Origin of the sequence: Rhizobium sp. BK289 (assembly GCF_014193575.1) — a bacterium.
GTDB classification, from domain to species: Bacteria; Pseudomonadota; Alphaproteobacteria; order Rhizobiales; family Rhizobiaceae; genus Rhizobium; species Rhizobium tropici_C.
Map to the genome: position 1 here is coordinate 76,261 of NZ_JACHZO010000001.1, position 18,291 is coordinate 94,551.

Here is an 18,291-nt window from a genome sequence, read left to right on the forward strand (position 1 = left end):
TTCAAACCAGGTAGGGGCCGATGCATTCGGCCACGGACGCGACGTCCTCGACCCGCATGCCCGCAACATTGATCCTTCCGGAGTCCGGCATGTAGATGCCGTGTTCGGCCCGGAGCTTCAGGACGTTTTCGGAAGAGATCGGCAGCAGGGAGAACATGCCCTCCTGGGTGCTCATATGGGCGAGTTCCGGAAGAAATCGACCAAAGGCTTCTCCGGCCGCACGGCGGATTTCCGTTATGCGGAGGCGCATGTCGTTCAGTTCATCCACCCAGAGCTGACGGCGGAACGGCTCCTGGAGGATTGCCGCAACGATGGCTGCTCCGTGCGCGGGCGGCATGGAGTAGCTTGCGCGCGCGTAACCCGCGAGATTACCAATGCCCTTGTTCAACGACGCCTGCTGATCCGCAAACAGATAGACAGCGCCGGTGCGCTCTCGATAGAGCGAGAAAGACTTGGAGCAGGAGACAGCGACCATGGCTTCGCCGACCGCTTCGATGACATCAATCATGCCGGCCGCATCTTCGACCCGGCCGCGCCCGAGGCCCTGATAGGCGTTGTCGAAGAGAGGGAGCAATTCCTTGGCAGCGACGACGTCGGCAATATCTCGCCAATTCTGCGATGAGAGAGCTGCGCCCGTGGGATTGTGGCAGCTCGTTTGCAGCAGCACCGCGTCACCGGGCGCGGCGTTCCGTAGGGCCGTCAGCATGTCGTCGATCAGAACGGCCTGCTTGCCGATATCGAAGAAACGATAGGTTCCGACCTGAAGGCCGACCGCGGCAAAGATCGGCTGGTGATTGACCCATGTCGGTGTGCCGATCCAGATCTTCCGTCGCTTGTCGAGGGCAAGCAGTTCCGCAGCCAGGCGCAGAGCGCCTGTGCCGCCAGGGGTCTGAATTCCGGCGAGCCGCCTGCCGCCGTGGCGCTCGCCGAAAACCTCGAGAGCCATCGCCCGCAGGAAGGCGGGATCTCCCTCCGGGCCGATATAGGATTTGGATTTTTGCGTTTCCCAGAGATGATGCTCGGCCGCCTTGACGGCTCTCATGACAGGGGTGCGGCCCGCTTCATCGCGATAGACGCCGACGCCAAGATCGATCTTTCCGGCTCTCGGATCGGCGGCGAACTTGGCGATCAATTCCAGCAGGGGATCGGGCTTCTGCTCCGCCAGACTATCGAAAAACGCCGTTTTCTTCATGGGCACCTCCCTCCACTTATTGAGGCCAATTCTGCAGAACCCGCACGAATTCCGTCAGCCATGCATTCGTCTGGTGGCCGTCCAGGGAGCGGTGGTCGATCGTCAGGGAGACATAGGCCATTGGGCGGATCTGGATCGTATCGACCCCATCGACCTCCCGAACGACGACACGCTTTTCCAGCTTGCCTATGCCGAGTATCGCCGATTGCGGTTGGTTGATGATAATGGGGGAGGCCACCAGCGAGCCGGAGACGCCGTGATTGGAGATCGTGAAGGTTCCGCCCTTCAGCTCGTCGGCTTTAAGCGTATTGGATCGTGCCCTGTTCGTCAGATCCTGAAGGCGGGCGGCAATGGTCTCCAGCGGAAGATCCTGCGCCTGCCGGAGCACCGGTGCGACCAGGCCTTTGTCGCCCAATGCGATGCCGACCGCAATGTTGACGTCCTCGAATATTTCAAGACTATCGTCGTGCCACTGGCTGTTGACCTCCGGTACGATCTTCATGGCGGCGACGGACGCCGCCACGAAATAGGCGGTGTAGGAGAGGTTGATGCCCTCCGCCCTCATACGGTCCTTGTGGCTTTCGCGATGGCGCATGATCGCCGTGAAATCCGCCTCGAAGACCGCAGTGACCTGAGGTGCGGTCGCAAGGGATTCGGCCATGTGCCTTGCGATCGCAAGCCGCATGGCTGAATGGGGTACGGTTCGGGATTTGACGTCAATCGGATTTGCCGAGAAAGGCTGCTCGGTCGTGGCCTGCTGCGATACCGGAACGGCTGGATGGGATTTGCTGGCTTCCAGCGCATGATCCATATCGGCGCGCGTGACCCGCCCGCCCTTGCCACTGCCTTTCAGCGAAGCGGGATCGATCGCGTATTCCTTGGCGGCGCTACGAACGGCAGGTGAATAATAGCTGGAGGCGGTCACCGTCGAGGCGTGATGCATTGGCGGCGGAGCGGCGGTCGCTTCTGTTGCAATGCCGATCGCTTCGACGCTCATTCGTCCCAGGATCGCCCCGGGTGCGGCGTCATCGCCATCCGTCATGGAGATTTCGCTCAGGATACCATCGCAGGGCGCCGATATCTCCTGCGTTACCTTGTCGGTTTCCAATTCGACGAGGGCGTCGCCTTCGCGGACATGATCGCCAATTTGCTTCAGCCAATTGCGGACGACTGCCTTCGTGCCTTCCTGTTCGATCGGGGCCGTGATCTCGACAGTGTTCGTCATTCCCTAGAACTCCAGGATCTCGGTGATGCGCTTGGTAATCCGTTCCGTCGAGGGCACGGCCCATTCCAGCAGGACGGGATTATGCGGGCTCGGAATATCGGGCATGGTGAGCCGGGAGACCGGCGCATCGAGATCCGTGAAGGCCTTGTCTGCAATGACCGCAGCAATCTCGGCACCGAAGCCCGCGGCTTCGAGATCTTCGTGGACGATGAGGCAGCGATGCGTCTTGGCGACCGATGTGAGTACGGCCTCCTGATCCCAGGGCATCAGCGTGCGAAGATCGATGATATCGGCCGAGATGCCCTCGGCAGCCTCCTCGCAACGGTGAACCATGGCGCCCCAGGTGACGATGGTGATGTCGTTGCCGGTCCGTGTCCGCTTCGCCTTGCCGAAGGGCAGCGCGAAATCGTCGCCGGGATAGGGGCGGCGTGCCCACGGGTGATCGAGCATGGCCCTGTGTTCGAAGAAGATGACCGGGTCGTTGCCGCGCATCGAGGTGCGCAGCAGGCCGACCGCATCTTCGGCGTTCGAGGGAACAGCAACCTTCCAGCCTGGTTGATGGACAAAGGCAACTTCGTTGGTCTGGCTGTGCCAGGGATCGCCGCATTTGAAGAAGCCGCCGGGCATGCGCACCACGATGGGGGCGGCGAAACGGTTATTGGTGCGCCAGCGGATCGTGCCGCAGTCGTTGAGCTGTTCGGTGGCCGGTTCGGCATATTTCCGGAACTGGATTTCGGGGATGGGTACGAGGCCGGCCAGCGCCATGCCCACGGCACGGCCGATGATCCCCTCCTCGGATAGGGAGGTATCGAAAACCCGTTCGTTGCCGAATTTTTCCTGCATTCCAAGGGTGACGGCGTGAACCCCGCCCTTGGGGCCGATATCCTCGCCGAACATGAGGACGCGCTCATTGATCGACATTTCATGTTCGAGCGTTCTACGGATGGCGGTGACCATGTTGATGCGCGGGCCGGCGGTCTCGGGCTTATCCGTTGTCGCCGGAGGCACATATCCGGATGGATGCTGCCCACCCATCGTCTGCATGTCGCCATCGAAGAATACATGGCGTGTCACGGAGGAGGGATCGGCGACCGGCCGCTCCTCGGCGGCTGCGCGCGCTCTTTCGGCCCTATCGTGAGCCTCGATCTCGCAGGCGTTCCATTCCTCGATCGACATGACGGCGGGAATGAGGAATTCCTTCAGGCGCGGCAGTGGATCGCGTTCCCATTCGCGCCGAACGGTTTCCTCGCTCTTGTAGGCCTGCGTATCCTGAAAACTGTGGCCCTCAAGCCGAGGGACCGTCAGCCGCAAAAGGGCAGGCTTACGCTCTTCGCGGACGAAGAAGACGGCCTCCTGTACGAGACGTGCAGCCTCGGCGGGGTCGCAGCCGTCGCCATCGAATATTGCGAGATTTCTCCAACTTGCCAGATTGGCTGCGATATTTCCGCCTGGGGTCTGCACGGTTGAAGGGACCGAGATGCCGAAGCCATTGTCTTCGATGTAGAACAGCATCGGCAATGCTTGCGTCGTTGCGGCGCTCAGTGCGGCCCAGAAACCGTTCGAGGCGACCGAGCCGTCGCCCCCGAGGACGACGCCGATATCCCGCGCATATTCTTCGCGCCCCAAAGTGGTCGCGTAGTATTTCATCGCCTGCGCCCAGCCGGCCGTCGGCGTATATTGGGCGCCGACACCGCCGCACATGGGCAGCGCCGATGCGCCAGAGAGGTTCGGATAGTTGAAGACGACACCAATGTCGCGCCCGTCGGAATAACCGCCGGCGCGTCCCATGGCCGAACCGAGCGCATCGGCCGGGTCGACCCCGAGCGAAAGCAGAAACGGCCGCGATCGGTAATAGCCGCAGGTGGCATCGTGCAGGCCGGTCAGTTGCGTGCCGAGAAGGATCTGCGCCACATCGTGGCCGCGTGCGGAAAATTGATAAAGGACCTTCTTTTCCGGAACGAGACGCTTCTCTTCCAGCTCATCGAGGGCTCTTGAAAGGTGGACGAGGCGGGCAACCCTGCGCCAGTCAATGCGGTCGTCGGGCGCGTTGCGCTCATGCTTTCTTATCGCCAGTTGGGCCATTTGCTCCTCCTGCACGTGGTCGCATGATTCTAATTCAAAGTGGCCGCGTTATTCCTTTCAATCTCATAGGAATTACCCTAGTATTTGGTTGTTTTATTTCAGAATTGGCGTATTTTTGAATGGAAAATTTCAATCTTGATCACGTCGACAGGGCGATCCTTCGCGTGCTGCAGGAAGAGGGCGACATCAGCCAGGCGGCACTGGCCGAAAAAGTGGGCGCATCGCCTGCCTCCTGCTGGCGAAGGATCAAGGCGCTGGAGAGCGCTGGCGTGCTCGGCAGAACGGTCCGCCTTGTCGATCCCGACAAGATCGGCAAGGGCCTTAATGTCTTCTGCCAAGTCAAGATGAAGACCCACGATCCAGCAACCCGCCGCGATTTCGAACAATTCATCGCGAGCTATCGCGAAGTGCTCGAATGCTATTCCATGTCGGGCGAATGGGATTATCTCATCCGTGCCGTCGTTGCCGATGTGCGGGAATATGAAGGGCTTTTGATGCGCGGTATCCTGACCCATGAAGCCGTGTTGAGCTCATCGTCGCACTTCTCGCTGAAATGCGTCAAATACACCACGGCGTTGCCGACGAATGTGTCACGATAAAGCCTTCTGTCCGTACTCGCCTTGAACAGTGCAAGCGTCTCACGCTAATAAACCCTGATAATTTCAGATGCGGAGCAGGGTTGGGAGTGTCGGCTGATAACATCAAACTCGGCCATGATTTGAGCGAAGCGGTCGCGGCGCTTCTCGCCGATCTGCCCATCAAGGCGGCGAGTTTCATCGTCACGATCTATGGCGATGTCATCGAGCCGCGGGGCGGCGTCGTGTGGATCGGCAACCTCATCGAGGCATGCAAGAGCGTCGGCATTACCGAAACGCTGGTGCGCACTGCCGTGTCGCGACTGGTGACCGCCGGCCAGCTTGCCGGAGAGCGGGAAGGGCGCCGCAGCTACTATCGGCTGACGGACGCGGCCCAAGCGGAATTCGCTGAGGCCGCCAGTCTCTTCTATGGGCCGGAGCCTGCCGTCCGATGGCAATTCGTCCTTATCAATGGACCCGCTCCGGAGGAGATCATGCAGGCATTGGAGCGGGACGGCTTCGCTAGGCTGAGCCCCCGTCTTGCGATGGGTACGCATCCCGCGCCACCGCTGCCGGGTCGCGTCGTTGTCTTCAACGCTGAGCTTGCGACCGAGAACGGCGCCTTGAAGGAGCTCGCGGAAGAGGCCTGGAACCTGCGGCACTTTGCGGAAGCTTACAGCGAATTTACTGCCCGCTTCGGCACATTTTCGCGAGGAGTCGGCGATTGTGTGGCCCTGTCACCGTTCGATTGTCTGATCGCGCGATTGCTTCTCGTCCATCAATATCGCCTGATCATGTTGCGCGAGCCGCATCTTCCCAAGTCCGCCCTGCCGGCCGATTGGCCCGGCGAGGAGGCGCGGCGCCTATTTGCCGAACTTTATTTGCGTCTGTCAAAAAAGGCTGACGCCTATGTCGGTCGCCGTTTCGTGAACGAGTCGGGCAAGCTTCAAGAAACAACGCCGGTAAGCCAGGCTCGGCTCGATCACCTCAAGTCCCGCTGAAAGATCAATCCACTCAGTCACATAGCGTGTGAGTTCTCTTCGCAGCACGCTTTCACGGCATTGAATGTCACAGAAATATCCAAAAATTTATTTGTGCTGTGACATATGGTATGCTAATACAATGACCGATCGGTCGGCTAATGCGCTCGCTGTCGGATCGATGTTTCGTGGAGGAGAGCGTGAAACAGGCCTATACTGGTGAAGCCATGAAGCGTCAGCTTGGCTCAGATCCTCAAGGCGTCCGCAGGCCTGCGATCACTCTTTAGCGCGCCGGACGTGCCAGGACGGAGGAAGATCAATGTATGCACAGATGGTGAAAACCGATGGCGCCCGCATCCGTTCCCTTGACGAGATGGATCCCCAGGAACGCGCCTTTCAAGAGCGTGTCGATGCCGGCCAGAAGATCGAGCCGAAGGAATGGATGCCGGAAGGCTACCGCAAGACGCTGATCCGCCAGATCAGCCAGCACGCGCATTCGGAAATCGTCGGCCAGCTTCCGGAGGGCAACTGGATTACCCGTGCTCCGACGCTGGAACGCAAGGCGATCCTGCTTGCCAAGGTGCAGGACGAAGCCGGCCACGGCCTCTATCTCTACTGCGCTGCCGAGACGCTCGGCATCAGCCGCGACGAGATGTATGAGCAGCTGCACTCCGGCAAGGCCAAATATTCCTCGATCTTCAACTATCCGACTCTGACCTGGGCCGATATCGGCGCGATCGGCTGGCTCGTCGATGGTGCTGCTATCATGAACCAGGTTCCGCTGCAGCGCTGTTCCTACGGTCCCTATTCGCGGGCCATGATCCGGATCTGCAAGGAGGAAAGCTTTCATCAGCGCCAGGGCTTCGACATCCTGATGAAAATGGTGAAGGGCACGCCGGCGCAGAAGCCCATGGTGCAGGATGCGCTGAACCGCTGGTGGTGGCCGTCGCTGATGATGTTCGGCCCTTCGGACGATGCCTCCGTGCATTCGGCCCAGTCGATGGCCTGGAAGATCAAGCAGAATTCCAATGACGAGCTGCGGCAGAAATTCGTCGACCAGACCGTGCCGCAGGCGGAGTACCTCGGCCTAACCGTCCCCGATCCCGATCTGAAGTGGAACGAGGAAAAGGGCGGCTACGATTTCGGCGAGCCGGACTGGGAAGAATTCTTCAACGTGATCGCCGGCAACGGCCCCTGCAATGCGGAGCGGCTGAATGCCCGCAAGCAGGCTTGGGAGGATGGCGCCTGGTTCCGCGATGGTCTGACGGCGCATGCCGAAAAGGTGGCCGAACGCCTCGCTGCCGCAAAGGTTGCCGCCGAATAGGCGTGCAGGATGACAAGGGAGTGAGAAGCATGTCCAGCGAATGGCCGCTTTGGGAGGTCTTCATCCGAGGTCAGCACGGCCTCAACCATCGCCATGTCGGCAGCTTGCACGCGCCCGATGCAGAGATGGCGATCAACAACGCACGCGATGTCTATACGCGCCGCAACGAGGGCGTCAGCATCTGGGTGGTGCGGTCTTCCGAGATCACCGCCAGCGCGCCTTCGGAAAAAGGTCCGCTCTTCGATCCCTCCAATTCGAAGGTCTATCGTCATCCGACCTTCTTCGACATCCCCGATGAAGTGGGGCACATGTGATGGCGACCGCTACCCTTGAGCCGGCGGTCGATCAGGCCGCCCTCGTCGAATTCCTCCTGCGCATCGGCGATGTCACGCTGATCTTAGGCCACCGCGTTTCCGAATGGTGCGGCCGAGGACCGGCGCTGGAGGAGGATATCGCGCTCGCCAACACGGCGCTCGATCTCATTGGCCAGACGCAGCTCTGGCTCGCTCTGGCGGGCGAGGTGGAAGGCAAGGGCCGTTCGGCCGACGATCTCGCCTATCTGCGCGATGGCTGCGAGTTTCGCAACATCCTCTTGGTCGAACGCCCCAATGGCGATTTCGGCAAGACGCTGATGCGGCAATTTCTCTTCGACGCCTGGCACTATCTGCTGCTGAAAGCGTTGAAAGGCTCGGCCGACCGGCGCATTGCTGAAATCGCCGAGAAGGCCTTCAAGGAAGTCTCCTATCACCTCGATCGCAGCCGCGACCTGATCATCCGCCTCGGCGACGGCACGGCGGAAAGCCATCGCCGCATGCAGGCGGCGCTGGACGAACTCTGGCCCTTCACCTGTGAAATGTTCGCCGGCGATGCTTCCGATGCGGCACTGGCACAGGCCGAGGTGATCCCGGAACCGCAAAGCCTCAAACCCGGTTGGGACGAGATCGTTTCCGATGCGCTTGCCAAGGCGACGCTTGAGCGCCCGGCAGATGGCTACATGCACAAGGGCGGCCGTCGCGGCGTTCACACCGAGCATCTCGGCTATCTCCTGGCCGAGATGCAATTCCTGCAGCGCGCCTATCCGGGCGCCACCTGGTAGGAGGCTGATATGGCGACCGCGCTGCATCCTTCGGTCGACGAGGTCTGGCACTGGCTGTCGGAAATGCCGGACCCCGAGATACCGGTGATCTCGCTGACCGATCTCGGCATCATCCGCGACGTCGGCTGGCGAGACGATACGCTCGTCGTCACGGTGACACCGACCTATTCGGGCTGTCCCGCCACGACGGTAATCAATCTCGATATCGAGCGGGCATTGGCTGAAAAGGGCATCGACCGGATACGCCTTGAGCGCCGGCTGTCGCCGGCCTGGACGACGGATTGGATCAGCGCCGAGGGACGTGAGAAGCTGCGCGCCTACGGCATTGCCCCACCGGTCGACGGTACGGCGGCCGATGGCATCTTGATGAAGCGCATCGATCGGCTTTCCGGGCGCTCCAATCTCACGATTGCCTGCCCGCGCTGCGGATCGACGAACACGGAAAAGATCAGCCAGTTCGGTTCGACGCCCTGCAAGGCGAGCTATCGCTGCACGGACTGTCTGGAACCGTTCGATTACTTCAAGTGCATTTGACCCCAAGAGGACGAGGCCCGCATCCATGCCACGTTTCCATCCGCTGATCGTCACCGATGTTCGCCGCGAGACGCGCGATGCGGTCGTCGTCACGCTTGCGCCAGCCGAGGAGGATCGGGCCATCTTCGACTTCACGCAGGGCCAATATCTGACCTTCCGCCGCAAGTTCGACGATGAGGAGCTGCGCCGCTCCTATTCGATCTGTGCCGGTAAGGACGAGGGCGTGCTGAAGGTCGGCGTCAAGCGCGTGGACGGCGGCTGCTTCTCCACATGGATCAATGAGAACCTGAAAGCCGGCGACACGTTGGAAGCCATGCCGCCGATGGGCGCTTTCTTCACAGCCATCGAACCCGATGTCGCAAGGCACTATCTAGGCTTTGCCGGCGGCAGCGGCATCACGCCGGTGCTCTCCATCATCAAGACGGTGCTCGCGCGCGAGCCGCGCTCGGTCTTCACGCTCGTCTATGCCAACCGGCAGATCAGCTCGATCATGTTCCGCGAAGAGCTCGACGACCTGAAGAACCTTTATCTCGGTCGCCTGTCGGTGCTGCATATTCTTGAAAGCGAGGCGCAGGAGATCGGCCTTTTCACCGGCCGGATAGACGCGGAGAAGTGCAAAGCGCTCTTCAAGAGCTGGATCGACATCAAGTCGGTTGCGACAGCCTTCATCTGCGGTCCGGAGCCGATGATGCTGGCGACCGCCGCGGCGCTGCGCGAGCACGGCATGCGCGACGACCAGATCAAGTTCGAGCTTTTCGCCTCCGCGCAGCCGGGCAAGGCCCGCCTGAAGGTGGAGAGCGCAGCTGCCGCTGATCATGAAAAGAGCTGCGAGGCAACCGTCACGCTCGACGGTGCGACGCGCATCTTCAAGTTTCCCAAGCATGGCCAATGCCTGCTCGATGCCGCGCTCGAAAACGCGATGGACGTGCCCTACGCCTGCAAGGCCGGCGTTTGCTCCACCTGTCGCGCCAAGGTTCTGCAGGGCGAGGTCGAGATGGAGGTCAACCACGCACTCGAGGATTACGAGGTGCGCCAGGGCTATGTGCTGACCTGCCAGTGCTACCCGCTCACCGACCGTATCGTCGTCAGTTACGACCAATAGGATCGCATCGAAGGGAGGAATGTGATGTCCGAGACGATGCCGATCGAGCAATATCTGCAGGAGGGTGGGATGCTCTCCTCGCCGGACAATGTGCCTCCGCGCTATCGCGGCGAACTCCTGCGTCTGATGGCGAGCTTCGTCGATAGCGAGCTGGCCGGTTCCGCCGGCTTTGCCGATATCATCAACGATGCCCCAGGCATTCAGGAGCGCATTTCTGCGGCACGCATTGTGCTGGAAAAGACCGATCATGCCGGCCAGGTCCTGAAGATCATGGAGACTTTCGGCGTCGATGGCGAGCGCTATGCGGTCCACCATCCATGGGCGGCGCGGCTCGCTCGCGATGCCGATATCGGCGCTGTCAGGCAGGGTGGTGACATGCGGCTCTCCGTGTTCCACTACCCGCTTGAAGGCTGGGTGGATGCGGTCGTCATGAACGTTCTGATGGGTGCTGCCAGCGTCGTACAGTTGAAGGAGCTGGTGCGTGTTTCCTACCAGCCGCTGGCCGAAACCTTCCGTGCCATCCTGCCGCGCGAAAGGCGGCATGCCGAACTCGGCGCCGCCGGTCTTGGCCGCATCGTCGCCGATGATGAGGGTCGGGCCAAGGCGCGGGCTTCGGCTGCCTACTGGTATCCCCGCGTTGCCGCGAGCTTCGGTCACGCCGGTTCGGCTCGCTTCGAGACATTGTCGCGTTTCGGCCTGCGCCATCAGCCCAACGAGACCCTGCTTGCCGAATGGCGTGCCGATGTCGATGCGCAGCTTTCTGCGCTTGGATTGAACTGAGAGGATAGTGAGATGAACATCATGGCAAACCAGCCGCGCCGGCTCGAAAGCTATGTCGGGGGTAGATGGGTCGCCGGCACGAAGGAAGGCGTGCCGCTGCTCGACGCATCGACCGGTACTCCCGTCGCGTCAATCGATTCCTCCGGCATCGATTTCAAGTGGACCCTAGCTTACGGCCGCGACAAGGGCGGACCGGCGCTCAGGCGCATGTCCTTCCATGAGCGCGCCGCGATGCTGAAGGCGCTTGGGCAGGCCCTGCTTGAGAGGAAGGAAGAGTTCTACGCGCTTTCGACGGCGACGGGTGCCACGCGTGCGGATAGTTGGGTCGATATCGAAGGCGGCATTGGCACCCTGCTGTCCTATGCCTCCAAAGGCCGGCGCGAGCTGCCGAATGCGCGCGTACTGCTCGATGGCGATGTGGAGCAGCTCTCCAAAGACCAGAGCTTTTCAGCCCAGCATATCCTAAGCCCACTGCAGGGCGTCGCGATTCACATCAATGCCTTCAATTTCCCCTGCTGGGGTATGCTGGAAAAACTCGCGCCGACCTTGCTTGCCGGCGTTCCCGCCATCGTGAAGCCGGCAAGCCAGACGGCCTATCTGACCGAACTCATGGTTCGCTGCATCATCGAAACCGGCCTCTTGCCGGAAGGCGCACTGCAGCTCGTTTGCGGCTCGGTCGGCGATCTCCTCGATCATGTCGAAGGCCAGGATGTGGTGACCTTTACCGGTTCCGCCGCGACCGGCCAGCGCCTGAAGACGCACAGGGCGATCATCGCGAATTCCGTGCGTTTCACCATGGAGGCAGACAGCCTCAATGCGGCCGTCCTCGGCCTCGATGCCGGCCCAGGCACCGAGGAGTTCGATCTCTTCGTCAAGGAAATCGCGCGCGAGATGACGGTCAAGGCCGGTCAGAAGTGCACGGCCATCCGCCGCGTCATTGCGCCCCGGACTTACAGTGAAGCCCTCATTGCCGCCTTGAACGATCGTCTCGGCAAGACAGCCATCGGCAATCCGGCCGATGAGACGGTTCGTATGGGACCGCTCGCGAGCCTCGGTCAGCGCGAGGAAGTCCGCGCTCGCATTCGGGATCTCGCCAGCGATGCCGAGATTGTTGGCGGCGATCCAGACAATCCGCGCGTCATGTCCGGCGATGCGAGCGCCGGCGCCTTCCTCAATCCGGTTCTGCTTTATTGTGACAAGCCGGGCTCGGCGCGTGCCATTCACGATGTCGAGGCCTTCGGTCCCGTCAGCACCGTCATGCCCTACGATATGGCGGAAGAGGCCGTCGATCTGGCGCGGCGCGGCAAGGGCAGCCTCGTCGCCTCCGTCTTCACCAACGATCCGCATTTCGCCGCGGAAGTGGTTCTAGGCCTTGCACCATTCCACGGTCGCGTGATGATCGGCAATCGCTTGAGCGCCAAGAGCTCCACCGGTCATGGTTCACCGCTGCCGGGCCTCGTTCACGGCGGTCCCGGGCGTGCCGGCGGTGGCGAGGAGCTCGGCGGCATCCGCGGCGTCAAGCATTACATGCAGCGGACCGCCGTGCAGGGCACGCCGACAATGCTTTCGGCCGTCATCGGGCGATGGGTTCCCGGCGCCGAGGTGCGTTCGGGCAGCGAGCATCCGTTCCGCAAATCACTTGACGAGCTGAAGATCGGCGATCAGCTCGTCACCGCCACGCGCACGGTGACGCTTGACGATATCGAGCACTTCGCCCGTTTCACCGGCGACACGTTCTATGCTCATATGGACGAGGAGGCGGCCAAGGCCAATCCGTTCTTCGAGGGGCGTGTGGCGCATGGCTATCTTATCGTCTCTTTCGCGGCAGGCCTTTTCGTCGATCCGGCTCCAGGTCCGGTTCTTGCAAATTATGGGGTCGACAATCTCCGCTTCCTGACACCGGTCAATCCGGGTGATACGCTCCAGGTGCAGTTGACCTGCAAGGAAATCAATCCCCGCATCAATGCCGAGCATGGCGAGGTGCGCTGGGATTGCAAGGTAATCAACCAGCTGGATGCCGTCGTCGCGCAATATGACGTTCTGACGATGGTGGCGAAAACGAGAGAGTGAGCGCATGACGACGACCGAGCAAGACCCGCATCGCCTGGAAATGACCGTACTGATGACGCCCGATATGGCGAATTTCAGCGGCAAAGTGCATGGCGGCGCCCTTCTGAACCTGCTCGATCGCGTCGCCTTCTCCTGTGCATCGCGCTATTCCAAGCAATATGCCGTGACGCTGTCGGTCGATCAGGTGCTGTTCAAGGAGCCGATCAATGTCGGCGAGCTCGTCACCTTCCGCGCCTCGATCAACGATACCGGACGTACTTCCATGGAAGTCGGCATAAGGGTGGAAGCGGAGAATATTCGTTCCGGCCAGCGCCGCCACACCAACTCCTGTTATTTCACCATGGTTGCCGTCGACGAGGCCGGTCGTCCGGTTCGAGTACCCGAGCTGGTGCCGGTGACATCAGTCGATATCAGGCGACACAAGGCTGCCCAGCTTCGCCGCACCTTGCGCCGCGAATTCGCGCAGCGGCTGGAAGCGGTGGCCGAAACCGGCCGCGACGTGGAAGGTTTGGGAGCCGACTGAATGGCGCAGATCTATTCCTACGACGGCGTGATCCCGGTCATCGATCCCTTGGCCTTCGTGCATCCGGCCGCAACCGTCATCGGGGATGTCATCATCGGCCCGGCCTGTTATGTCGGGCCGGGCGCCGTGCTGCGGGGTGATTTCGGACGCATCGTGCTCGAGCGAGGCTCGAACGTGCAGGAGACCTGCGTCGTCCATAGCTTCCCGAATCTGGAAGTTGTGATCTGCGAGGCGGGACATATCGGCCACGGTGCGGTGCTGCATGGCTGCCGCATCGGCGCCAACGCCATGGTCGGCATGAATGCCGTTATCATGGACGAAGCCGTCATCGGCGAAAACGCCATCGTCGCCGCCATGGCCTTCGTCAAGGCCGGCGCGGAAATTCAGGCAAACAGCCTGGCGGTCGGCTCACCGGCGCGTATCGTCCGCGAGCTGACTGCGGAAGAGATCGCGTGGAAGCGCCAGGGCACCGCCATCTACCAGCGCCTGGCGCTGGAGGCAAAAGAGAAGCTTGCGGCCGTCGAGCCGCTGACTGCACCGGAACCGGATCGCCGCCGCATCCGCGCGCCGGAATATGATCCGCTTATTCTTGAGCGGATGAAGCTCGGCGACTGAGGCACGATATCAACGAACGGCCTTGACCCCTTCCAGGATGAGGGTAGCGGCAATCTCGGCATATTCGTCGCGGCTGATCGGACCATTCGGCCGGAACCACATATAGACCCAGTTCATCATGCCAAAGAGCGACATGGTGACCGGCATCAGCAACGGCCTGTTCTTGTTGAGGTCCGGGTTGAGATCCTCGATGACGCTGGAAAAGCGCTTGACGATGCGTCTTTCGATCGTCCGCAATTCCGCCAGCTGTTCCTGCGATAGAGCATGCGTGCCGTTGAGCTGCACCTTGTGCTCGTTGTCGGCGCCCTCATAGTTCTTCAGCACGGCTTTCACCAGCAGGCGCAGCCGCTCCTGTGGCGTCACGTCTATCCGGTCCGCTGCGTCGATCGCGCCTTCCAGCTCCGTCAGATGCGTTTGCACGATGTCGAAGATCAGCGCGTCCTTGCCGGGATAGTAGTGGTAGAGCAGGGCTTTCGAGACATTACCGTGCGAAGCGATCATCGACATGGAGGCCTTCTCCATGCCTACCTCGGCGAAAACAGCCGCGGCACTTGCCAGGATGCCGCGCTGCTTTTCCTCGAAATCAACTGCGCGCGTGCGTGCCATGTGATCCTGCTCTGCTCATTTCCGGTTGACCTTAACCAAACCTCTCGGCCGATCCTCGCTATATACAATCAATTGCTTGTTACGCTATCCGACCAGCATTCCCATCATTCTTTCGGACGGTTGTCCACGATGCGTTTGGCCTTGCCCTCCGAGCGCGCGACTCCGCCCGGCGTATGCACGGTGACCTTCGTCGAGACACCGACCACGCTCTTGATGTGGTGGGTAAGCTCTCTTGCCGAAACGCTTCGCGCGGCTTCGTCCGCTGCCTCCAGCGTGCATTCGACATGAACGGTCATGTCGTCCATGCGGCCGGAGCGTGTCAGTTCGATCTGGAAGTGCGGTGCAAGCCCGCGGCATTTGAGGATCTGCTCTTCGATCTGGGTCGGAAAGACGTTGACGCCGCGCAGGATCATCATGTCGTCGGAGCGGCCGGTTACCTTTTCCATGCGCCGCATCGAGCGGGCGGTGCCGGGCAGCAGCCGCGTCAGGTCGCGCGTGCGATAGCGGATGATCGGCAGCCCTTCCTTCGTCAGTGTGGTGAGGACCAGCTCGCCGATCTCGCCGTCTGGCAATGCCGCGCCGGTAACCGGATCGATGATCTCTGGATAGAAATGATCTTCCCAGATGTGCAGCCCATCCTTGCTCTCGACGCATTCATTGGCAACACCCGGACCCATGACCTCCGAGAGGCCGTAAATGTCGACGGCGTGCATGTCGAAGGCATGCTCGATTTCCTCGCGCATGGCATTGGTCCACGGCTCGGCCCCGAAGATGCCGACGGCGAGCGAACTCTCTCTGGGGTCCAGGCCCTGGCGGCGGAATTCGTCGAGGATCGAGAGCATGTAGGAGGGCGTCACCATGATGACACGCGGCTTGAAATCCTGTATCAGCGCGACCTGCCGTTCCGTCATGCCGCCCGACACCGGGACCACGGTGCAGCCAAGTTTCTCCGCGCCGTAATGCGCGCCGAGGCCGCCGGTGAACAGGCCATAGCCGTAGGCGATATGCACCAGATCGCCCGCCCGTCCACCGGAGGCGCGGATCGAGCGGGCAACGAGGCTCGCCCAGGTGTCGACGTCCCTGGCAGTGTAGCCGACGACCGTCGGCTTGCCCGTCGTACCGGAGGACGCGTGGATACGGGCAAGCCTTTCGCGCGGCACGGCGAACATGCCGAAAGGATAGGTGTCGCGAAGATCCTTTTTGGTCGTGAAAGGAAATTTGGTGATATCAGACAAAGTCTTGAGATCGGAGGGATGCACGCCCAGCTCGTCGAAACGCTTGTTATAGAAGGGCGAGTTCTCATAGGCATGGGTGAGCGTCCATTTCGTGCGCTCGAGCTGCAGCGCGGAAATCTCGTCGCGGGAGGCGGTTTCGATTGCTTCAAGCTCACCTGCACGCGGCGAAAGGTTTTCCATCGATATCTCCTCCAAAAAGCCGGCGCTGCCGGCGCGCGGAACCTATTCCGGCAAAAGTGCGCCCTTGACCGTTCGCGAGTGGCCACGGAATTCCGCAATCTGCTCGCCCTTCTGATTGGTAATCGCGATATCGTAGATGCCGCCTCGTCCGCGCCGCGACACCTCCCGCGCCGCCGCCATCAGCCGGTCGCCCCTGAATGCCGGCGCGATGTAGGTCACGGAACAATGCTGAGCGACGGTGCGCTGATTGTAGGTGTTGCAGGCGAATGCGAAGGCGGAGTCGGCCAAAGTGAAGATGTAGCCGCCATGGCAGGTGCTATGGCCGTTCGTCATTGCCTCGGTGATCGTCATCGAAAGGCTCGCTTCGCCGGGGGCTACAGCAAGCAGTTCCATGCCGAGATGACGGCTGGCGTTGTCTTCGTCCCACATGGATCTTGCACAGGCTTCCGCCAGCGCCTGCGGCGAAAGGCTCTCTACCGTGCTCATTTTCCCCTGAACTCCGGCTTGCGCTTTTCGAGGAAGGCGCTGACGCCTTCGGCATAGTCGGCGCTGCGGCCTGCTTCGCGCTGAAGGTCGCGCTCAAGGTCGAGCTGCTGGTCCAGCGAATTCGTCGCTGCCGCCTGAATGGCGCGCTTCGTCAGGCCGAGGCCCTTGGTCGGACCGGCAGCGAGCCTGGTGGCAAGCGCCGTTGCCTCATCCATCAGCTTGTCATCGTCCACCACTCCCCAGATCAGGCCCCAGCCGGCGGCGGTTTCGGCATCGAGGGGTTCGGCCGTCAGCGCCAGTGCCTTGGCGCGTGCCTCGCCGATAAGCCGAGGCAAGTTCCAGGTGCCGCCGGAATCCGGCACCAGGCCGATCTTCGCAAAGGCCTGGATGAAGCGGGCCGAGCGGGCGGCAAGAGTGATGTCGCAGGCAAAGGCGATATTGGCACCGGCGCCGGCCGCTACCCCATTGACGGCGCAGACAACCGGCTTTTCCAGGCTGCGGATGAGGCGCAGCAGCGGATTGTAGAAGGTCTCGATCGTATGGCCGAGATCGGGTGTGCCCTTGCGCGGGTCGCGATCGCTGAGATCCTGGCCGGCGGAGAAGCCGCGGCCGGCTCCCGTCAGGAGAACCGCACGCACCTCCGCATCCTTGTGTGCACGCTCGAAACCGGCGCGCAGCGCCAGATGCATTTCCTCGTTGAAGGAATTGAGTTTGTCGGGTCGATTGAGCGTGAGGCTCAAAACGCCATCGGCCAGTGCCGACAGTACGGTGTCGGAATCGGGCATGTTTCCTCCCCATCGCCTTTCCCATGGCGACCGACAAGAACTCTTGCATAAACCGACCGGTCAGTCAATTATGAAGGTGGCGATTGGAGGAGACCAACAGTCACGCCCTGCACGAAAGAGCGATCGCTAGTGTCGGCATCGACAATCGGCTGGTCCCTCCGCATCTTCCTGATCTCGTCGACGAAGCGGGGGTCAGATTGTAACGAACTCCATTTCAGCCTAGTATCGGCTTGTGCCTTTTTGATGACTCTTGGGGGGGAGATCCTGCGGCATGGCGAAGCTTGTGTTCGCTTTGAACCAGTCCCTGGACGGCTATGTCGACCACATGAAATTTGCGCCCGACCGGGTGCTCTTTCGTCATTTCATCGACGACGTGCGCGGTCTCGCCGGCAGCGTTTATGGTCGCCGCATGTACGAGGTCATGCGCTATTGGGACGAAGATCATTCCGAGTGGGATGAGGAGCGACGTGACTATGCGGCGGCGTGGCGAAGCCAGCCGAAATGGGTCGTGTCGCGCTCGCTGAAGTCCGTCGGACCGAACGCCACTCTTGTCGCGGATGATTTCGAGGCGACGATACGCGGACTGAAGGCGCGACTGGATGGAGACATTGAGGTTTCCGGGCCTGAGTTGGCTCGCAGTCTGACCGACCTCGGTCTTGTGGACGAATATCGGCTATATCTTCATCCCGTCGTGCTGGGTCGCGGCAAGCCATTCTTCGCCGGCCCGCGGCCGCCGCTCCGCCTGGTGGCAAGCGATCGCATTGGCGAAGACGTGATCAGGTTGACATACGTTCCCGTATAGCTGCACGGCATAATAGCCCTTGGTTGCCGTGATCGTTCGCGGCTGCATGACCGGACGCGCAGGGGAAGTGTCCTACGAAGTGGGCAATCGTCCAGTATT

The 18,291-nt window shown here is 61.3% G+C and carries 19 protein-coding genes; 12 read left to right on the forward strand and 7 right to left on the reverse strand.

What is annotated here, in order from left to right:
• Position 1 precedes the first annotated feature (1 nt).
• From FHT84_RS00335 to FHT84_RS00345, 3 genes are read right to left on the reverse strand one after another with little or no spacing between them, the layout of a single operon-like run.
• Positions 2–1,192 carry an aromatic amino acid transaminase gene (locus FHT84_RS00335; protein WP_112344525.1) on the reverse strand — a complete coding sequence of 397 codons (1,191 nt, stop codon included), beginning with the start codon at positions 1,190–1,192 and terminating at the stop codon, positions 2–4.
• Positions 1,193–1,208: 16 nt separating this feature from the next.
• Complete coding sequence (locus FHT84_RS00340; RefSeq protein ID WP_112344526.1) at positions 1,209–2,417, reverse strand: 2-oxo acid dehydrogenase subunit E2; 1,209 nt, start codon at positions 2,415–2,417, stop codon at positions 1,209–1,211.
• Between the two features lie 3 nt (positions 2,418–2,420).
• The gene (locus tag FHT84_RS00345; RefSeq protein ID WP_183761243.1) at positions 2,421–4,499 is read right to left on the reverse strand and encodes a transketolase C-terminal domain-containing protein; all 2,079 of its coding nucleotides are present in this window, start codon (positions 4,497–4,499) and stop codon (positions 2,421–2,423) included.
• Positions 4,500–4,618: 119 nt separating this feature from the next.
• Between FHT84_RS00345 and FHT84_RS00350 the strand changes: the two genes are divergently transcribed.
• The 11 genes from FHT84_RS00350 to FHT84_RS00400 all read left to right on the forward strand — a co-directional run bounded on the left by FHT84_RS00350 (position 4,619) and on the right by FHT84_RS00400 (position 14,098).
• Positions 4,619–5,098: an Lrp/AsnC family transcriptional regulator gene (locus tag FHT84_RS00350; protein WP_112344528.1), complete on the forward strand. Its 480-nt coding sequence runs from the start codon at positions 4,619–4,621 to the stop codon at positions 5,096–5,098.
• Positions 5,099–5,184: 86 nt separating this feature from the next.
• Complete coding sequence (paaX, locus tag FHT84_RS00355; protein WP_183761240.1) at positions 5,185–6,075, forward strand: phenylacetic acid degradation operon negative regulatory protein PaaX; 891 nt, start codon at positions 5,185–5,187, stop codon at positions 6,073–6,075.
• A gap of 298 nt (positions 6,076–6,373) precedes the next feature.
• Positions 6,374–7,378, forward strand: a complete 1,005-nt coding sequence (gene paaA, locus FHT84_RS00360; protein ID WP_183761238.1) for a 1,2-phenylacetyl-CoA epoxidase subunit PaaA — start codon at positions 6,374–6,376, stop codon at positions 7,376–7,378.
• Positions 7,379–7,407: 29 nt separating this feature from the next.
• Positions 7,408–7,692 (forward strand): 1,2-phenylacetyl-CoA epoxidase subunit PaaB, encoded by a 285-nt coding sequence (gene paaB / locus FHT84_RS00365; protein WP_069061017.1) that lies wholly within the window; start codon positions 7,408–7,410, stop codon positions 7,690–7,692.
• Entirely contained in the window at positions 7,692–8,474 is a 783-nt protein-coding gene (gene paaC, locus FHT84_RS00370) for a 1,2-phenylacetyl-CoA epoxidase subunit PaaC (RefSeq protein ID WP_183761235.1), read from the forward strand. Before paaB ends, paaC begins: the two co-directional genes overlap by 1 nt.
• 9 nt (positions 8,475–8,483) lie before the next feature.
• On the forward strand, positions 8,484–9,008 hold the full coding sequence (gene paaD, locus FHT84_RS00375) for a 1,2-phenylacetyl-CoA epoxidase subunit PaaD (protein WP_183761232.1): 525 nt from the start codon (positions 8,484–8,486) through the stop codon (positions 9,006–9,008).
• A gap of 25 nt (positions 9,009–9,033) precedes the next feature.
• Complete coding sequence (paaE, locus tag FHT84_RS00380) at positions 9,034–10,110, forward strand: 1,2-phenylacetyl-CoA epoxidase subunit PaaE (protein ID WP_183761229.1); 1,077 nt, start codon at positions 9,034–9,036, stop codon at positions 10,108–10,110.
• Between the two features lie 24 nt (positions 10,111–10,134).
• Positions 10,135–10,890 (forward strand): Phenylacetic acid catabolic protein, encoded by a 756-nt coding sequence (locus tag FHT84_RS00385; RefSeq protein WP_183761226.1) that lies wholly within the window; start codon positions 10,135–10,137, stop codon positions 10,888–10,890.
• A 12-nt stretch (positions 10,891–10,902) separates the two neighbouring features.
• Positions 10,903–12,960, forward strand: a complete 2,058-nt coding sequence (gene paaZ, locus FHT84_RS00390) for a phenylacetic acid degradation bifunctional protein PaaZ (RefSeq protein WP_183761223.1) — start codon at positions 10,903–10,905, stop codon at positions 12,958–12,960.
• A gap of 4 nt (positions 12,961–12,964) precedes the next feature.
• Positions 12,965–13,483, forward strand: a complete 519-nt coding sequence (locus tag FHT84_RS00395) for an acyl-CoA thioesterase (RefSeq protein WP_183761220.1) — start codon at positions 12,965–12,967, stop codon at positions 13,481–13,483.
• Positions 13,484–14,098, forward strand: coding sequence for a transferase hexapeptide repeat family protein (locus tag FHT84_RS00400; RefSeq protein WP_183761218.1), 615 nt, complete (start codon positions 13,484–13,486; stop codon positions 14,096–14,098). It begins immediately after the preceding gene.
• 9 nt (positions 14,099–14,107) lie between these two features.
• Here FHT84_RS00400 and FHT84_RS00405 read toward each other — a convergent pair whose 3' ends face one another.
• The 4 genes from FHT84_RS00405 to paaG all read right to left on the reverse strand — a co-directional run bounded on the left by FHT84_RS00405 (position 14,108) and on the right by paaG (position 17,390).
• Positions 14,108–14,704, reverse strand: coding sequence for a TetR/AcrR family transcriptional regulator (locus FHT84_RS00405; RefSeq protein ID WP_113250306.1), 597 nt, complete (start codon positions 14,702–14,704; stop codon positions 14,108–14,110).
• Between the two features lie 104 nt (positions 14,705–14,808).
• The gene (paaK, locus tag FHT84_RS00410; protein WP_183761215.1) at positions 14,809–16,119 is read right to left on the reverse strand and encodes a phenylacetate--CoA ligase PaaK; all 1,311 of its coding nucleotides are present in this window, start codon (positions 16,117–16,119) and stop codon (positions 14,809–14,811) included.
• Positions 16,120–16,161: 42 nt separating this feature from the next.
• The gene (gene paaI / locus FHT84_RS00415) at positions 16,162–16,605 is read right to left on the reverse strand and encodes a hydroxyphenylacetyl-CoA thioesterase PaaI (RefSeq protein WP_112344540.1); all 444 of its coding nucleotides are present in this window, start codon (positions 16,603–16,605) and stop codon (positions 16,162–16,164) included.
• A complete protein-coding gene (gene paaG, locus FHT84_RS00420; RefSeq protein ID WP_112344541.1) occupies positions 16,602–17,390 on the reverse strand; it encodes a 2-(1,2-epoxy-1,2-dihydrophenyl)acetyl-CoA isomerase PaaG in 789 nt (262 codons plus the stop codon). The genes paaI and paaG overlap by 4 nt, the downstream gene beginning before the upstream one ends.
• A 271-nt stretch (positions 17,391–17,661) precedes the next feature.
• Here paaG and FHT84_RS00425 point away from each other — a divergent pair, with 271 nt between their 5' ends.
• Positions 17,662–18,192: a dihydrofolate reductase family protein gene (locus FHT84_RS00425; RefSeq protein WP_112344542.1), complete on the forward strand. Its 531-nt coding sequence runs from the start codon at positions 17,662–17,664 to the stop codon at positions 18,190–18,192.
• The last annotated feature ends 99 nt before the right edge of the window (positions 18,193–18,291 follow it).

What these genes read in the sequence shown, in the direction of transcription:
- paaA (WP_183761238.1), top strand. Translation starts at nt 6,374, where the DNA reads ATGTATGCACAGATGGTGAAAACCGATGGCGCCCGCATCCGTTCCCTT.
- FHT84_RS00395 (WP_183761220.1), top strand. Translation starts at nt 12,965, where the DNA reads ATGACGACGACCGAGCAAGACCCGCATCGCCTGGAAATGACCGTACTG.
- FHT84_RS00405 (WP_113250306.1), bottom strand. Translation starts at nt 14,704, where the DNA reads ATGGCACGCACGCGCGCAGTTGATTTCGAGGAAAAGCAGCGCGGCATC.
- paaB (WP_069061017.1), top strand. Translation starts at nt 7,408, where the DNA reads ATGTCCAGCGAATGGCCGCTTTGGGAGGTCTTCATCCGAGGTCAGCAC.
- FHT84_RS00345 (WP_183761243.1), bottom strand. Translation starts at nt 4,499, where the DNA reads ATGGCCCAACTGGCGATAAGAAAGCATGAGCGCAACGCGCCCGACGAC.
- paaI (WP_112344540.1), bottom strand. Translation starts at nt 16,605, where the DNA reads ATGAGCACGGTAGAGAGCCTTTCGCCGCAGGCGCTGGCGGAAGCCTGT.
- FHT84_RS00335 (WP_112344525.1), bottom strand. Translation starts at nt 1,192, where the DNA reads ATGAAGAAAACGGCGTTTTTCGATAGTCTGGCGGAGCAGAAGCCCGAT.
- paaZ (WP_183761223.1), top strand. Translation starts at nt 10,903, where the DNA reads ATGAACATCATGGCAAACCAGCCGCGCCGGCTCGAAAGCTATGTCGGG.
- FHT84_RS00385 (WP_183761226.1), top strand. Translation starts at nt 10,135, where the DNA reads ATGTCCGAGACGATGCCGATCGAGCAATATCTGCAGGAGGGTGGGATG.
- paaE (WP_183761229.1), top strand. Translation starts at nt 9,034, where the DNA reads ATGCCACGTTTCCATCCGCTGATCGTCACCGATGTTCGCCGCGAGACG.
- paaG (WP_112344541.1), bottom strand. Translation starts at nt 17,390, where the DNA reads ATGCCCGATTCCGACACCGTACTGTCGGCACTGGCCGATGGCGTTTTG.
- FHT84_RS00340 (WP_112344526.1), bottom strand. Translation starts at nt 2,417, where the DNA reads ATGACGAACACTGTCGAGATCACGGCCCCGATCGAACAGGAAGGCACG.
- paaD (WP_183761232.1), top strand. Translation starts at nt 8,484, where the DNA reads ATGGCGACCGCGCTGCATCCTTCGGTCGACGAGGTCTGGCACTGGCTG.
- FHT84_RS00425 (WP_112344542.1), top strand. Translation starts at nt 17,662, where the DNA reads ATGGCGAAGCTTGTGTTCGCTTTGAACCAGTCCCTGGACGGCTATGTC.
- paaC (WP_183761235.1), top strand. Translation starts at nt 7,692, where the DNA reads ATGGCGACCGCTACCCTTGAGCCGGCGGTCGATCAGGCCGCCCTCGTC.
- FHT84_RS00350 (WP_112344528.1), top strand. Translation starts at nt 4,619, where the DNA reads ATGGAAAATTTCAATCTTGATCACGTCGACAGGGCGATCCTTCGCGTG.
- paaK (WP_183761215.1), bottom strand. Translation starts at nt 16,119, where the DNA reads ATGGAAAACCTTTCGCCGCGTGCAGGTGAGCTTGAAGCAATCGAAACC.
- FHT84_RS00400 (WP_183761218.1), top strand. Translation starts at nt 13,484, where the DNA reads ATGGCGCAGATCTATTCCTACGACGGCGTGATCCCGGTCATCGATCCC.